The 15,650-nt window shown below is 69.5% G+C and carries 11 protein-coding genes; 6 read left to right on the top strand and 5 right to left on the bottom strand.

Annotated features, from left to right (window positions below; all coding sequences use genetic code 11):
* Positions 1 to 3: 3 nt before the first annotated feature.
* Entirely contained in the window at positions 4 to 2,274 is a 2,271-nt protein-coding gene (locus OG801_RS19490) for a SulP family inorganic anion transporter (protein WP_406030674.1), read from the bottom strand.
* 170 nt (positions 2,275 to 2,444) lie between these two features.
* Between OG801_RS19490 and OG801_RS19495 the strand changes: the two genes are divergently transcribed.
* Positions 2,445 to 2,807: a hypothetical protein gene (locus OG801_RS19495; RefSeq protein ID WP_406030676.1), complete on the top strand. Its 363-nt coding sequence runs from the start codon at positions 2,445 to 2,447 to the stop codon at positions 2,805 to 2,807.
* A gap of 61 nt (positions 2,808 to 2,868) precedes the next feature.
* Positions 2,869 to 5,328 carry a DNA helicase PcrA gene (gene pcrA, locus OG801_RS19500; RefSeq protein ID WP_406030678.1) on the top strand — a complete coding sequence of 820 codons (2,460 nt, stop codon included), beginning with the start codon at positions 2,869 to 2,871 and terminating at the stop codon, positions 5,326 to 5,328.
* 132 nt (positions 5,329 to 5,460) lie between these two features.
* Here the strand turns inward: pcrA and OG801_RS19505 are convergent, their stop codons facing one another.
* Positions 5,461 to 7,497, bottom strand: a complete 2,037-nt coding sequence (locus OG801_RS19505; RefSeq protein WP_406030680.1) for a peptidoglycan DD-metalloendopeptidase family protein — start codon at positions 7,495 to 7,497, stop codon at positions 5,461 to 5,463.
* A gap of 510 nt (positions 7,498 to 8,007) precedes the next feature.
* On the opposite strand from OG801_RS19505, the gene sucC reads away from it, so the two are divergent.
* The 3 genes from sucC (at position 8,008) to OG801_RS19520 (ending at position 10,999) form a co-directional block, all read left to right on the top strand.
* The gene (sucC, locus tag OG801_RS19510) at positions 8,008 to 9,171 is read left to right on the top strand and encodes an ADP-forming succinate--CoA ligase subunit beta (protein ID WP_406030682.1); all 1,164 of its coding nucleotides are present in this window, start codon (positions 8,008 to 8,010) and stop codon (positions 9,169 to 9,171) included.
* A gap of 17 nt (positions 9,172 to 9,188) precedes the next feature.
* A complete protein-coding gene (gene sucD / locus OG801_RS19515; RefSeq protein ID WP_406030684.1) occupies positions 9,189 to 10,085 on the top strand; it encodes a succinate--CoA ligase subunit alpha in 897 nt (298 codons plus the stop codon).
* Between the two features lie 242 nt (positions 10,086 to 10,327).
* The gene (locus OG801_RS19520; protein WP_406030686.1) at positions 10,328 to 10,999 is read left to right on the top strand and encodes a LysM peptidoglycan-binding domain-containing protein; all 672 of its coding nucleotides are present in this window, start codon (positions 10,328 to 10,330) and stop codon (positions 10,997 to 10,999) included.
* A gap of 1 nt (position 11,000) precedes the next feature.
* Here OG801_RS19520 and OG801_RS19525 read toward each other — a convergent pair whose 3' ends face one another.
* Positions 11,001 to 11,837 carry a helix-turn-helix domain-containing protein gene (locus OG801_RS19525; protein ID WP_406030688.1) on the bottom strand — a complete coding sequence of 279 codons (837 nt, stop codon included), beginning with the start codon at positions 11,835 to 11,837 and terminating at the stop codon, positions 11,001 to 11,003.
* 102 nt (positions 11,838 to 11,939) lie between these two features.
* Between OG801_RS19525 and OG801_RS19530 the strand changes: the two genes are divergently transcribed.
* The gene (locus OG801_RS19530; protein WP_406030690.1) at positions 11,940 to 12,536 is read left to right on the top strand and encodes an NADPH-dependent FMN reductase; all 597 of its coding nucleotides are present in this window, start codon (positions 11,940 to 11,942) and stop codon (positions 12,534 to 12,536) included.
* A gap of 72 nt (positions 12,537 to 12,608) precedes the next feature.
* Here OG801_RS19530 and OG801_RS19535 read toward each other — a convergent pair whose 3' ends face one another.
* Complete coding sequence (locus OG801_RS19535; RefSeq protein ID WP_406030692.1) at positions 12,609 to 13,991, bottom strand: dicarboxylate/amino acid:cation symporter; 1,383 nt, start codon at positions 13,989 to 13,991, stop codon at positions 12,609 to 12,611.
* Between the two features lie 156 nt (positions 13,992 to 14,147).
* A complete protein-coding gene (locus OG801_RS19540; protein ID WP_406030694.1) occupies positions 14,148 to 15,650 on the bottom strand; it encodes a hypothetical protein in 1,503 nt (500 codons plus the stop codon).

Genomic DNA, 15,650 nt, shown 5'->3' on the forward strand with positions numbered 1-15,650 from the left:
GGCCTAGGCCGGCTCCGGCGGGCGAGCCTCCATCAGGTGGGCGAGCTCGTCGGTCTCGGCGTCGGTGAGTGTCGTGAACCCCTCTCCGCGCAGGATCTGCAGCTTCCCGTCAGAGATGTCGAGGAACAGCCCCACGAGACGTACGTCCCGGCCTGCCAGGATCTCCCCGAGACGGTCGATCATGACTGCGACGTTGACCTGGGAGACCTGGTCGACCTCGCTCCGGCCGGCCGCGGCGGCAGCGGCGCCGACCGGGTGCCCGGCCTGCCACTCCAGGATCGCCGGAGCGGCGTGACGTAGCCAGTCGCCGACCGGTCCGGCGGGCACTGTGCCGGCACGGGTGCTCTCCAGAGCCGAGGTGATCGCCCCGCAGCGGGAGTGACCGCAGACGACGACGGTGTTGATGCCGAGGTCGTCCACGCCGAAGAGCATCGGCGCCGCGACCGAGCTGTCCGGGCTACCGGGCTCGGGCACGAGGTTGCCCATGGTGCGGACCGTCAGCAGGTCGCCCGGGCCGCTCGAGGTGATCAGGTTCGGCACCACCCGGGAGTCGACGCAGGTCAGGAAGACCGCGTGCGGCTCCTGACCGTCGGCCAGCCCCTCGTAGACCGGGCGCAGCGGTGCCGCATGGCGGCGGTGGTACTCCCGGACGCCGAGGGCCAGCGGGTGGTGCCCGTCGATGCGGTCGGCACGTACGTCCTGCCAGGCGCTCCACGGCAGCAGGCCGCGGGGGCTGATCGGAGGCGCCTTGAGCGCGCGCTCCTGACGGGGTGCCTCATCGCCGTGCGGTCCGGAGTGCTCCACGAGCACGGTGCCGCCGGCGGCCTCGTAGCGGACACGCCAGTGGTCGAGCTGGTCGCGCCCGGCCGGATCGAGGTAGTCGACGAGGAGGTCGAGCTCGACGACCTGGCCCTCCGGGATCGCGTCGAGCCGGCTCACCAGCTTCGGTGTCGCCAGGAAGGAGAGGCTGCCGTGCACCTCGACCAGCCACTTCTCGCGGCCGTCGGCGGCCAGGCCTGCCGGGCGTACGTCGATCCGCACATGGACCAGCCGCCACAGCACCAGGACCAGAGCGGCGACCAACCCGATCAGGACGCCCTCGATGAGGTTGAGCGCGAGCACTCCCGCGATGGTGAGGCCGTAGATCCACAGCTCGCCGCGGGCGTGCGCCTGGGAGATGTCGGCGGGCCGGACCAGGCCGGTGCCCATCATGATCAGCAGCCCGGCCAGGGCGGCGAGCGGGATCTGCTCCACGAGTCCGACCAGGACTAGCGCGAAGAGGAGCACCCAGACGCCGTGCAGGATCGCGGACGCGCGGGTGCGGGCCCCGGCGGCGACGTTGGTCGAGCTGCGCACGATGACGCCGGTGACGGGGAGTCCGCCGAGGGCACCGGATGCGGAGTTGGCCAGGCCCTGGCCGACGAGCTCGCGGTTGAGGTTGCTGCGCGGGCCGCCGTGCAGCTTGTCCACGGCGACCGCCGAGAGCAGGCTCTCGACGCTCGCGATCAGGGCGACGGTGAGCACCGCGCCGGCCACCGCGAGCGGGGTGCCCTCGGGAAGCGCGACCGAGCCGATCTCGTCGAGCAGGTCACCACCGAGCTCGACCCGCTCGGCGCCGGGCAGCCATGCCGCGGCGAGCAGGGTGAGCGCGACGATGGCGACCAGTTGGCCGGGCACCGCGCGGACCCGCTGGGGTAGCCGGGGCCAGACGAGCAGGATGCCGATCACCCCGAGCCCGGCCAGGATGGCGTGGATGTTGGGCTCCTGCGCGTTGCCGACTATGTGCTCGAGGTTCTCGAACGCGCTGGGCTGGGAGCGGCCGCCGAGAGCGACGTTGAGCTGGCCGAGGACGATCGAGATCCCGATCGCGGCCAGCATCGCGCTGACCACGGTCGGCGAGATCGCCAGCGCGTAGCGCCCGAGCCGGGTGGCACCGAGCACGACCTGGAGAATTCCTGCCATCACCGTGATCGCACAGGTCGCCTCCCAACCGAACTCGGCGACCGTCTCTGCGACGACTACGGTGAGACCTGCGGCCGGGCCGCTGACCTGCAGTGGTGAGCCGCCGAAGAGGCCGGCGACGATGCCGCCCGCTGCGGCGGCGATCAGGCCCGCGGCGACAGGCGCACCGGAGGCGACGGCGATGCCGAGCGAGAGCGGCACGGCGACGAGGAAGACGACCAGCGAGGCCGGTACGTCGAAGCGAATGGTCTGGCGGAGCTGATCGAGCGGTCTGGACCCGCCGGTGGGCAGGGTCGGGCGAGGTGATGACACGTCAGAATCCTCCTTGCGGAGCCGAGAGCGATGGTGGCGGTCACGGTGAGAGTAGGCAGACGTCGCCGAATTCCCCAAGGCGAATGTGACCAAAATCGTGTGATCGTTCGAAAACGTGCCGAACCGGTACCGCGTGGCGGGCTCCGAGGCGGTGGCTCTAGTCTTTGCGCATGGAGATCGTGCGGCACATCCTGCTCGTCATTCACCTGCTCGGCTTCGCGGCGCTCTTCGGCGGCCTGCTGGTGCAGATCAAGGCCCCTGACAAGGTCGCCAACGGCCTCATGCGCGACGGCTCGGGCACCGCCTTCCTCGCCGGTCTGCTGCTCGTCGGCGTCCTCGAGATGGGCGACGGTCCGGTCGACCACGCCAAGGTCGGCGTGAAGCTCGTGATCGGCCTGGTCATCCTCGGCCTGGTGATGTCGCAGCTGCGCAAGCCCAAGATCTCCGACGCGCTCTACTGGACGATCTTCGGGCTGACGATCATCAACGTCTGCGTGGCGGTCTTCTGGTCGTCCGCGCACGTCGCTGCCTGACGATCCCACCGGGCCCGCCGACCCGCGACTTGTCGGTGGCGCACTCTAGGCTGGAGCCAGCATGAGTACGCCTGACCAGACCCCTGTCGCAACCATTCCGGGCCTCGAGGCCTTCGCCTCGGCGCAGCCGGCCGACGAGCCGCGTACGAAACGGCGTGGCCCGAGCACCGAGGAGCTCCTCGACGGGCTGAACGAGCCCCAGAAGGCCGCCGTGCAGCACCAGGGGGCGCCCCTCCTGGTCGTCGCGGGAGCAGGGTCGGGCAAGACCCGGGTGCTGACCCGGCGGATCGCGTGGCTGATCTCGCAGCGCGGCGCCCACCCCGGCAGCATCCTGGCGATCACCTTCACCAACAAGGCCGCGGCCGAGATGAAGGAGCGCGTCGAGGTCCTGGTCGGCAAGCGCGCCCGGATCATGTGGGTCTCCACGTTCCACAGCGCCTGCGTACGGATCCTCCGCAAGGAGATCGACAAGGTCGGGCTGAAGTCCAACTTCTCCATCTACGACGCCCAGGACCAGAAGCGGCTGATGCAGCTGGTGCTCAGCGACCTCGACCTCGACCCGCGTCATTACCAGCCCGGTCAGGTGCTCAACTGGGTCAGCGACCAGAAGAACGAGCTGCGCGACGTCGAGGCGGCCGAGAAGGACGCGCGCAACCACCTCGAGCAGACCTATGTGGCGGCCTACAAGGAGTATCAGAAGCGTCTGCGGCAGGCGAACGCCCTCGACTTCGACGACCTGATCATGTCGACCGTCGAGCTCTTCCGGACCTACCCGGAGGTGCGCGAGGTCTACCGGCGTCGCTTCCAGCATGTGCTGGTGGACGAATACCAGGACACCAACCACGCTCAGTACGCCCTGGTCCACGAGCTCTGCGCCGACCGGATGGACGACACCGCGCTGACCGACACCTACGCCGAGGACACCCCTCGCGCCGAGCCGGCCGAGCTGATGGTGGTCGGTGACGCCGACCAGTCGATCTACGCCTTCCGCGGCGCCAACATCCGCAACATCCTCGACTTCGAGCAGGACTTCCCCAACGCGACCACGATCCTGCTGGAGCAGAACTACCGCTCCACGCAGACGATCCTCACCGCCGCCAACGCGGTCATCAAGCACAACAAGGGTCGCAAGGAGAAGGCGCTGTGGAGCGACGCCGGCAACGGTGACCGCATCGTCGGCTACGTCGCCGACGACGAACGTGACGAGGCCCGGTTCGTCTCCGACGAGATCGACAAGCTCGTCGACGGTGGGCTCAAGGCCGCCGACGTCGCCGTCTTCTACCGCACCAACGCCCAGTCGCGTGTCTTCGAGGAGGTGTTCATCCGCACCGGCCAGCCCTACAAGGTCGTCGGCGGTGTGCGCTTCTACGAGCGCAAGGAAGTACGCGACGCGCTGGCCTACCTGCGCACCCTGGCCAACCCCGACGACCAGGTCTCGCTCCGCAGGATCCTGAACACCCCCAAGCGGGGCATCGGCGACCGCGCCGTGGCCTGCGTCAACGCGCTCGCCGAGCGCGACGGCCTGACCTTCTGGGACGCGCTGCAGAAGGCCGAGGACGCCCCCGGTCTGGCCACCCGCAGCCTGACCAACATCAAGGCCTTCGTCGCGATGGTCGAGGAGCTGCTGCAGATGGTCGCCGCCGGCGAGCGGGCCGATGTCATCCTGGAGGCGGTGCTCGACCGATCGGGCTACCTCGCCTCGCTCGAGGAGTCCGACGACCCGCAGGACGAGACCCGCGTGGAGAACCTCGCCGAGCTCGTCGCTGTGGCCCGTGAGTTCTCCGACGACCCGGTCGCGGCCCCGAGCGCCGACCCCGCCGACGTCGACGCCGGCACCGTCGAGCCCGGGCTCCGCGACTTCCTGGAGCGGGTGGCCCTGGTCGCCGACACCGACCAGATCCCCGACGACGAGGACGGCGTGGTCACCCTGATGACGCTCCACACCGCCAAGGGTCTGGAGTTCCCCGCGGTCTTCCTCACCGGCATGGAGGACGGCGTCTTCCCGCACTCCCGAGCCCTCGGTGACGGCACCGAGCTCGAGGAGGAGCGCCGCCTGGCGTACGTCGGGATCACCCGCGCCGAGAAGCGGCTCTTCATCTCGCGTGCCGTCGTTCGGTCCGCCTGGGGCGCGCCCTCGCACAACCCCGGCAGCCGCTTCCTCGACGAGCTCCCGGTCGACCTGGTCGACTGGCGGCGCACGGAGAAGGAGATGTCCTCGTGGGGCCGGCCGAACTTCGCCAACGACAGCTGGGGTGGCGGCCAGCGTCTCGGCCAGCCCACGGCCGCCGGCCGCCGCAACTTCTCCTCGGCCGCGCTGCGCGCCGACGTCGCCGCCAAGTCGAAGCCGGCCCGTGAGGTGCCCTCGCTCGACCCGGGCGACCGGGTCACCCACGACTCCTTCGGCCTCGGCACCGTCGTCACCATCGAAGGCTCGGGCGACAAGCAGGTAGCGAGCATCGACTTCGGCGACACTGGCGTCAAGCGCCTCCTGCTCCGCTACGCGCCCGTCGAGAAGCTCTGACGCGCCGAGTCGGCTCGTCCTGACAGAGATCAGCGTCGAGTCGGCTCGTTCTCACCCGAAATGCCGCCGAGTCGGCTCGTCATGACGAGCCGACTCGGCGGGGTTTTTCGGTCAGGATGCGCCGACTCGACGTCAGCTGGGGTCGACGCCGTGCTCGTTGAGGGCGGCGTCGGGGTCGACGGCGTCACCACCACCGGGGCGGACCTCCACGTGGAGGTGGTTGCCGGTGGAGTTACCGGTCGAGCCGACGTAGCCGATGACCTCGCCGGGCGAGACCGTCTGGCCGACGGAGACGCCGTAGTCACTCTGGTGGCAGTACCAGATCTCGGTGCCGTCCTCGAGGGTGATGATCGTCCGGTTTCCGTACGCCCCGCCCCAGGCGGTCTCGGTGACCGTGCCGCGGGCGATCGCGTGGATCGGCGTGCCGTAGGGGGCCGCGAAGTCGAGACCCGTGTGGGTGCTGGACCAGTTGGAGCCCGAGGAGCCGAAGGTGCCGGTGATGCGGTAGACGCCCGCCGGGATCGGCAGCTCCCACATGTTCGACTTGAGGAACTTGTCCTGCTTGTCGGCCTGGACGTCGACGCCCTGGAGCGCCTTCTCGCGGTCGCTCGCCGCGGTGTCGGCCTCGGAGCGCTCGTCGTTGCGGGTGACGGTCGCGGAGCGGTCACCGACGACGACCATGTCGCTGTCGCCACCGAGCGCGGTGGCGCCGACGAGGCGTACGTCATCAGCGGCGACCATCGTCGGGCCGCCGGTCAGCGCGATGCCACCGATGGCGGCGGCGAGAGCAGCGGCGCCGGCGGTCAGAGGGACCGTCGGGCGGCCACCGGCCGCCGCAGCGGCGGCGCGTCGGGTGCGGGGACGGGTGGGGCCGCCGATGCCGACCATCGTGCCGGTGGTCTCGACCGCCGGAAGGTCGTGCAGCTCGGGCCGGTACGTCGCGATCTCGCTGATGCTCGGCAGGTCGATGCTGCCGGTGTCGGCGCGGAAGTAGGTCTCGGCCTGCTGCGGGTCGCTGTCGTAACCGTCGGCGTAGTCGTCCTGGTAGTACGCCTCGTGGGGCTGCGGCGCCTCGTAGTAGGGCGCATCCACGGTGTAGGTCTCGGCCGGGAGGTCGATCGCCATCGAGTCGAAGTCGATCTGTTGCGGCAGGGACACCGGCGGGGCCGGGAACGAGGTCGTGTCGATCTTGAACGACGTCGGCGGCGCGTCGAACGCCTCCTGGAACCCGCGGGGCTCCTGGATCTCCGGCTCGTAGGCCGGAGCAGCCGGCGCCACCGGCGCCACCGGCGGAGCCGGGATCTGGCGGGCCTCGCGCACAGCGCGGATCTTGCCGGTCAGCGGCGCGAACGTGTTGGCCATCCGCAGCGGCTTCGGCGTGTGCGTCGGCTCGGGCGCCTGGAAGGTCGGCTCAGGAACGACAGAAGCGACCGGGGCGACGGGCGCCACCGGCTCGGGAAGCACCGGCGCGGGAACTGCCGGAGCTGCGGGAACGGCCGGAACGCCGCGCGGCGGCGTCTTGGTCGAGACCGACCTGCTCGACGTCGCCTTGGTCGGCGCGGGCTTGGTCGGCTGGGTGAGGAACATGGTGAGCTCAGAGGTCGTCATGCCTCCGACGCCGAGGTCTTCGAGCACCTCGGGGGTCACCTTGTCCGGGTCGATGCCCATCGAGGAGAGCAGGTCGGCCAGGACCGGGTCGATCTGGGCCGCCCGGCGCTGCACGGGCACGATCGGGGTCGCCGCGAAGGGCGGCGGCGTCGGGAACGAGGCCGGGAAGGACGGGCCGTCGCCCTCGACGAGAGCACGCAGCTCACCCGTCGAGATGCGGCCGTCGTGGGCCTCGTCGGTGCGCGGGGACCCGACGACCGGCAGCTTGCCGGTCTGCTCGAGGACCACACGGTTGGGCCGGGCCTTGGCGACCGGCTCTTCAGGAATCTCAGGGGCGGGGGATGGCTTCGCGGTCCCAACGGCGGGGGACGGCGCGGCGCGCCGCTTCCCGACGTAGGAGGTCGATCCGGTCGCCCGCGGGGCAGGCCTGGAGGCAGGGCTGTCGGTCGCCGGCGCTGCGCGCCGCTTCCCAACGTAGCTGCTGCTGCTCGTGGTTGCTCCGGGGGAAGGGGTGACCGAACGCGGACTGTCACTTGTGACGTCGGCTCGGTGGTTGCCCATCAGTTCATATCTCCGCTGTTCGGGGTCAGACGGCGAGCCATGACTGTAACGGACCGAAGGGCGCGGTCAAGAAATGTGGCACGCCCGTTTCGCTGATTTCACCAACGGCTGTGGCCGAATCAGTCGCTGATCTGCGTATTTCCGCCAGATTCGGAACTCGATTGCGACTTATTCATGTCACCCGAAACGCGTGTCATCGGCCCATTTGAGCCTCGATACGGTGTCAAAACCTGCCGGCCCCCGGGCCTCGGGCCGCGTCGTACGGGGTCAAACGGGGGTCACTACGTAGGGCTACGGACTGTTACCCAAGGTTGCCAATTTGTTGGTATATGTCCGGTGTGTCCGGCCCCACGCCCCGCTAGTGGCGTACGTCACGTCGTGTGCCCTGGGCTCGTAAGTCCGGCTCGGCGGGGTCTATGGTGCTGGACGGACACATCTGAAGACGAGGGCGTCGACCGCTGATCAATGCGGTACGGCCCCCGTACCGCAACACACAGACCAGGTGGATCAGTGGATCTCATGGAGTACCAGGCGAAGAAGCTCTTCGCCAAGCACGGCGTCGCCGTGACCGAAGGTGTCGTCGTCGAGACGGCTGAGGAAGCCAGGAAGGCCGCCGAGGAGATCGGCTTCTGCGTCGTCAAGGCGCAGGTCAAGGCCGGTGGCCGAGGCAAGGCCGGCGGCGTGAAGCTGGCCAAGACCGCGGACGAGGCGTTCGAGCACGCCTCGAACATCCTCGGTATGGAGATCAAGGGCCTGCGTGTCAACCGGGTGCTGATCACGCCGGCGACCCCGCCGGTGGAGGAGTACTACTTCTCCTTCCTGCTGGACCGGTCGAACCGGCAGTACCTCTGCATCGCGTCTGTCGAGGGTGGTGTGGAGATCGAGGAGGTCGCCAAGACCAACCCCGACGCCGTGAAGAAGATCGGCATCGACCCCGGCACGGGTGTCGACGAGGCCAAGGCGCGCGAGATCGCGACCGAGTGCGGCTTCCCGGAGCCCGTCTTCGAGCAGGCCGTCGCGATGATCCAGAGCCTCTACACGGTGTTCACCGAGGAGGACGCGACGCTCGTCGAGGTCAACCCGCTGGCTCGCCTCGAGGGCGACAAGCTGGAGGCCCTGGACGGCAAGGTGTCGCTGGACGAGAACGCCTCCGAGATCCGCCACGAGGACCACGAGCAGTTCGTCATCCGTGACGAGGAGGACCCGCTCGAGGCCAAGGCCAAGGACAAGGGCCTCAACTACGTCAAGCTCGACGGCCAGGTCGGCATCATCGGCAACGGCGCGGGTCTGGTCATGTCGACCCTCGACGTGGTCGCGTACGCAGGTGAGGCTCACGGCGGCGTCAAGCCCGCCAACTTCCTCGACATCGGTGGCGGCGCCAACGCGCAGGTCATGGCCGACGGTCTCGACGTCATCCTGAACGACGAGCAGGTCAAGTCCGTGTTCGTGAACGTCTTCGGTGGCATCACCGCGTGTGACGAGGTCGCCAAGGGCATCGTCGGCGCGCTGGACATCCTCGGCAACGAGGCCACCAAGCCGCTCGTCGTGCGTCTGGACGGCAACAACGTGGACCTGGGTCGCCAGATCCTCAGTGAGGCCAACCACCCGCTGGTCACCATCGTCGACACCATGGACGGCGGCGCCGACAAGGCCGCCGAGCTGGCCAACGCCTGAGGTCAGGAGAGAGAAACATGAGCATCTACCTCAACAAGGACAGCAAGGTCATCGTCCAGGGCATCACCGGCGGCATGGGTGCGAAGCACACCGCCCTGATGCTCGACTCGGGCGCCCAGATCGTCGGTGGCGTCAACGCCCGTAAGGCCGGCACCACGGTCACCCACAAGGACGCCCAGGGCGCCGACGTGGAGCTCCCGGTGTTCGGCACGGTCGCGGAGGCGATGAAGGAGACCGGCGCCGACGTGTCGGTGCTCTTCGTGCCGCCGGCGTTCACCAAGGATGCCGCGATCGAGGCCATCGACGCCGAGATGCCGCTGATCGTGGTCATCACCGAGGGCGTCCCGGTCCAGGACACCGCCGAGGTGTGGTCCTACCTGCAGGGCAAGGCCACGCGCATGATCGGCCCGAACTGCCCCGGCATCATCACGCCGGGCGAGTCGCTGGCCGGCATCACCCCGCACACCATCACCGGCAAGGGCCCGGTCGGTCTCGTCTCCAAGTCGGGCACGCTGACCTACCAGATGATGTACGAGCTGAAGGACTTCGGCTTCTCCACCGCCATCGGCATCGGCGGTGACCCGATCATCGGCACCACCCACATCGACGCCCTCGAGGCGTTCGAGAAGGACGACGAGACCAAGCTCATCGTCATGATCGGTGAGATCGGTGGCGACGCCGAGGAGCGGGCCGCGGCCTACATCAAGGAGAACATCTCCAAGCCTGTCGTCGGCTACGTCGCCGGCTTCACCGCGCCGGAGGGTAAGACCATGGGTCACGCCGGTGCGATCGTGTCCGGCTCCGCCGGCACCGCGCAGGCGAAGAAGGAGGCCCTCGAGGCCGCCGGCGTCAAGGTCGGCAAGACCCCGTCGGAGACCGCTGCTCTCGCTCGCGAGATCCTGCAGTCCCTCTGACGTACGTCAGTTCCTGACCGCCCCGCGACCGTCATGGTCGCGGGGCGGTCGGCATCTCTGGCGGAATTGCTCCGAATGCGCACGCTTGAGCATCTGCACGGATTAATGTGCTGACCATGGCCAAGCGAATGGCACGTTTGATCTCGGGTGTCGTAGGTATCGGGTTCTCGGCTTCGATCACGTCGTTGGCCGTGGGTTTGCCGCCGGTGGCGGCGGCACCGACCCAGGGTGTGGATCGGAGTGTGGCTCAGGCGGAGCCCGACCGGAGGACCCACACCGTCCAGCCGGGGGAGACGCTCTCCCGGATCGCCGGGAAGTACGGCGTCAAGGTCAGCGACCTCGCGACCTGGAACCAGATCGCCGACCCCGCCAAGATCCGAGCGGGGGCGGAGCTCGTGGTGAGCCCGCCCGCAAAGCCTGCCGGGAAGACGTACACCGTGGCGCCCGGTGACACCTTCTCCGGCATCGCCAAGAAGTTCGGCGTCGAGGTGGGCGAGCTGATGGCCTACAACGGCTACGAGGATCCCACCAAGCTGCTGGCGGGGAGCGAGATCAAGATCCCGACGGCGAAGCCGAAGCTGAAGAAGTACAAGGTCGTCGCCGGTGACACGTTCGTCAGCATCGGCAAGAGGTTCGGCGTCACCGCGGATGCGCTGATGGCGCACAACGGCTACGAGGACCCCACCAAGCTGCTCGCCGGCGCGACGATCGAGATCCCGGCCAAGGCGGTCAAGCCCAAGCCGAAGCCGAAACCCCAGCCCGGCACCGGCGAGACGGTCTACACGACCGTCGCCGGAGACACCTATGCAAGCGTTGCCAAGAGGTTCCGCATCACCGAGGAGGAGCTGCGGATCTACAACGGCACCAGGGCACCCGACAAGCTGCCCCCTGGGTACAAGCTCTACATCCCGTAGGTCAGACCGCGCGCAGGGCGCCCGAGCGGCGGCGCCGCATCGCGTCGAGGGCCTCGGCGGTGGCGTCGTCGGCCGGCATCAGCACCTGGATCTGCTGGTTGTCGGCCGCCGGAAGCTCGAGCTCCTCGACGTCAAACCGCAGCTCGCCGGCATCGGGATGCAGCCAGCGCCATACGCCGCCGTGAGGCGGGTCGTGGCGGCTCAGCCGGTCGGTGAACTCCGGTCCCGCCCGGTCCGACATCGCCTCGATCATCATCCGCGCGGCGATCGGGTTGGGGCCGCGGTAGAGGTTGGCGACCAGGTCGTCGGCCACCCGCGCCCAGTCGGGGAACGCCTCCCGGGCGCGCGGATCGAGGAAGGCGTACGCGGTCAGGTTGGGCTCCGCGTGGTCGAGCATCCCCAGGGGCCGAGCGAGCAGGTCGAACGTGGACGTGTGGGCGAGGATGTCGCCGAGCCGGTTGGTGAGCACGGCGATGCCCGGCTCGAACTGCTCCACCAGGGCGCGTGCGCCGGGGCGTACGTCACGGCCGGACGAGAACGGGCCGAGGCACTGGCCGCTGGAGGCCATCGCGAGGGTGCGCAGGTGCTCGTGGGCGGCGGCGTCGAAGCGGAGCGCGTCACCGATCGCGCGCAGGACCTGCGGGGAAGGATGCCGGTCGCGGCCCTGCTCGATCCGGACCAGGTACTCGACGCTGATCCCGGCCAGCGTGGCCAGCTCGGAGCGCCGCAGGCCGGGGGCTCGGCGGCGTACGCCTTCCGGGAGACCGACGCTCTCCGGCGTGGTCTGGTCGCGGCGGTCCCGGATGTACGAGCCGAGGGCTCCCGCGTTGGCTGGCATGTCATCAAGCCTACGGCCCGGCAAGGCGGTCAGGGTGGCCCTGCTGGGGCCAGCCTCGGCTCGGTCTCCCGCCGGCCGCCGATCCGCGTGAACCTGGACGGCATGAACACACCACTACGTATCGCAGTCATCACCGCCAGCGTCCGGGAAGGCCGCGGCGGCCCGATCTTCGGCTCCTGGGTGGCCGAGCAGGCCGAGGCGTACGGCGGTCTCGACGTCGAGCTGATCGACCTGGCCGACCATGAGATCCCGTTGTCCCTGCCCGCCGAGTCGCCGAAGGCGGCCGGCGACGACTACCCGCGGCCGGACGGTCAGCGCGACCTGACCGAGGCGCTCGAGGCTGCCGACGGCTTCGTCGTCGTCACGCCGGAGTACAACCACAGCTATCCGGCCTCGCTGAAGTCGGCCCTCGACTGGCACTTCACCCAGTGGCAGGCCAAGCCGGTCGCGCTGGTCTCCTATGGTGGCGACAGCGGCGGCCGCCACGCCGCGCTCCACCTGGAGAACGTGCTCACCGAGCTGCACGCCCACCCTCTCCAGGCGCGTCTCGCCTTCCCGCGCTACTGGGAGCGCCTCGACGAGAACGGTCGGCCCAACGACCCGGACTCGGCCGTCTACGCCAAGGGCATGCTCGCCCAGCTCTCCTGGTGGGCCGAGGCCCTGCGGACCGCGCGTGGCTACGCGCCCTACCCCGGATGAGACGGAGGCGCCCCGGCAGCCAGTTGGCTGCCGGGGCGCTCGATCGCGTACGTCCGGGGCTGTCCGCGGACGTCAGGCGGCGACCGTCTCCTTGACGGGCTCGTCGTCGGCCAGGAGCCCGGCCGCGGAGGCGGAGCGGTAGCGGTCGATGTCGAGGATGCCCTCGCGCTTGGCCACGATGGTCGGCACGAGCGCCTGTCCGGCGACGTTGACCGCGGTACGTCCCATGTCGAGGATCGGGTCGATCGCGAGCAGGAGGCCGACGCCGGCCAGCGGCAGGCCGAGGGTCGAGAGCGTGAGGGTCAGCATCACGACGGCGCCGGTGAGGCCCGCGGTGGCGGCCGAGCCGACGACCGAGACGAAGGCGATCAGCAGGTAGTCGGTGATGCCGAGGTCGATCCCGAAGATCTGGGCGACGAAGATCGCCGAGATCGCCGGGTAGATCGACGCGCAGCCGTCCATCTTCGTGGTCGAGCCCAGCGGGACGGCGAACGAGGCGTACTCCCGGGGGACGCCGAGGTTCTTGACCGTCACCTGCTCGGTCACCGGCATGGTGCCCACCGAGGAGCGCGACACGAAGGCGAGCTGGATCGCCGGCCAGGCGCCGCGGAAGTACGCCAGCGGGTTGAGGCCGTTGACCCGCAGCAGGACCGGGTAGACGACGAACAGGACCAGTGCCAGGCCGACGTAGACGGCGACCGCGAACCAGGCCAGGGAGCTCAGCGAGTCCCAGCCGTAGGACGCGACCGCGTTGCCGATCAGGCCGAGGGTGCCGATCGGCGCCAGCCGGATGATCCACCACAGCACCTTCTGCACGATGGCGAGGAAGGAGCGGTTGAAGGCGAGGAACGGCTCGGCCTTCTCGCCGGTCTTGAGCGCCGCGATGCCGATCGCGAGGGCGACCACGAGCACCTGGAGGACGTTGAAGCTCAGCGCGGTCTCCGCGAGCGGGCTCCCGCCGACCTGCTCGACGCTGGTCGATGCTTCGAGGCCGAGGAAGTTGCCGGGGATCAGGCCCTGGAGGAAGTCGAGCCACGAGGCGGACGCGCCGGCCTCGGCCGCGTCGGCGGTGCTGACCGCGGTGTTGCTGCCGGGCCGGAAGAGCAGCCCGAGGCCGATGCCGATGGCGACCGAGATCGCCGCGGTGATGGCGAACCACAGCAACGTCTGGCCCGCGAGCCGGGCCGCGTTGCTGACCGTACGCAGGTTGGCGATCGAGGCGACGATGGCGGTGAAGATCAGCGGTACGACGACGGCCTTGAGCAGCGAGACGAACGAGTCGCCGATCGTGGCGAGGGTCGTCGTCAGCCAGTTGGCCTCGTCGCCGGCCCCGGGACCCATCGCTCGCGCGACCGCACCGAGGGCGACGCCGAGGACGAGGCCCAGAATGATCTGGACCGAGAAGGACGGAAGCGGCAACCGCCGCCTGGCGGGTGCAGTGGGGGCGGTGGACACGAGAGGGCTTCTCCAAGGTTGATGCGGGTCGGGGCTCTGATGGGCCCAAACGCCATGACCAGTACGTGTCTTCCTTGGATGAGCGCGTTGTGACAGGAGTCTCCACGCGCTAAGTCATGAAAGACGATCAACCATATCGTGTTTGAGTGGTGTCCGTCAGCGCAGGTCGCTGATCCCGGCGGTGATCGCCGCTTTCTCGATCGCGAGGATCCGGCTGGGCCAGGAGTCGGGCTGGTCGGGCTGGTAGCACGGGTCGTTCTTGTCGCCGGTGCTCGGCGGGCAGGGGCCGGCGAGCTCGGCGTAGCCAACCAGGACGAGCCGAGTCTCGTACTCCGCGACCAGCTCGGTCTCGAACCACATGCTGTCGTTGCCGTCCTCCCCGGGGTACGTCGCCTGCGACCGTGCCGCGCGCTTCGGCCCGGCATCGAGCTCGGAGCTGACGTCCATGGGCAGCGCGGTGACGTCCGGGTCGACGCCGAGCTTGTTGGCCGGGCAGACCTCCATCCACTCCATGACCTCGTTGTACGCAGCGCCGGCGGCGTTCTCGTCGGCGAACTCCAGCACCGCCACGTGGACCTGGCCGACCATGGCGCTGTCGGTGTCCCAGCGGTAGTCGGACGCGATCTTCGCCGTGGGTCCGAGCGTGGAGAGCCATTCCTTCTGGCAGGCGAGGGTCGGTACGTCGGGAGTGGGCGTGTACTGGTTCCAGCCGAGCGAGCTCTCGAAGCGGTCGAGCGCGGGGAGGGTGCTGCCATCGATCAGGTTGACGGCGCTGAGACCTTCCGCCGCGGGCGATCCTGTCTCCGTCGGGTCGGTGGACGGTTCGCCCGGGGGCGCGGCGCCGACCATCCGGTAGGCGGCGTTGACGGCAGAGGTCTGCAGGGTGGTGGGTGAGACGTAGTCCTGGACGCCACGCTTCCGGGTCATCACCAGCACCCGGTCCTCCGCGGAGACGACGGCCGTCGCGGTCTCCCAGACCGCGTTCATGTCCGGGTCGTCGGGCTGGTACGTCACCACGTCGATGTCCCCGCCCGAGATGACGTCGCCCTCGACCGGGAGCGAGCCGGCCACCTCAGCTCCGTCCACGCCGGGGCACGAGGTAGCGGCGTCGGAGAGGTCGGTGCGTACCTTCTCGGCCTCGTCGGCCGAGCCGAACTCGGCGATGACCGCGTTCAGCGTGCCTGCCGCGTCTGCCATCTCCTCCCCGGGCTCCGCGACGAAGTCGCGGCGGTACGTCGTCAGCGCGCCCGAGTCGCCCAGCGATTCGGTGAGGCAGTCGTTGTAGGTGTCGGTGCCCTCGCCGTCGTAGGTCTGCTCCTGGACCCATGCCGGATAGGGGTCGTCGGCGACCAGATCGTCCTCGGTCGGCAGGTTGGCCCGGCTGAAGTCGGACGCCGGCGCAGAGGCGGACGCGCTGGGCGCAGCCGCGCTGTCGCTCGGTGCCGGTGCGGGGTCGATGCCCTTGTCGCCGAGTCCGGTGGAGAGGAAGATGATCGGCCCGGCGACGACGGCGGCCAGGGCCGCCGTGCCTGCGGTCACGACGGCACGACGGCGGCGCCGGATTTGGTCACCTCGGCCCCGTGCATCGGCTGCGGAGCTCATCGGCGCTCCGGGGGCATCGGCGCGGAACTGGTCCAGACGCGAGATCGGGTCATTCAT

This window comes from Nocardioides sp. NBC_00163, assembly GCF_045206295.1.
Lineage (GTDB): Bacteria > Actinomycetota > Actinomycetes > Propionibacteriales > Nocardioidaceae > Nocardioides.

Excerpts from the sequence above, each read along its gene's own strand:
- OG801_RS19495 (WP_406030676.1), top strand. The coding sequence starts at position 2,445 with ATGGAGATCGTGCGGCACATCCTGCTCGTCATTCACCTGCTCGGCTTC.
- pcrA (WP_406030678.1), top strand. The coding sequence starts at position 2,869 with ATGAGTACGCCTGACCAGACCCCTGTCGCAACCATTCCGGGCCTCGAG.
- OG801_RS19505 (WP_406030680.1), bottom strand. The coding sequence starts at position 7,497 with ATGGGCAACCACCGAGCCGACGTCACAAGTGACAGTCCGCGTTCGGTC.
- sucD (WP_406030684.1), top strand. The coding sequence starts at position 9,189 with ATGAGCATCTACCTCAACAAGGACAGCAAGGTCATCGTCCAGGGCATC.
- OG801_RS19525 (WP_406030688.1), bottom strand. The coding sequence starts at position 11,837 with ATGCCAGCCAACGCGGGAGCCCTCGGCTCGTACATCCGGGACCGCCGC.
- OG801_RS19530 (WP_406030690.1), top strand. The coding sequence starts at position 11,940 with ATGAACACACCACTACGTATCGCAGTCATCACCGCCAGCGTCCGGGAA.
- OG801_RS19540 (WP_406030694.1), bottom strand. The coding sequence starts at position 15,650 with ATGAATGACCCGATCTCGCGTCTGGACCAGTTCCGCGCCGATGCCCCC.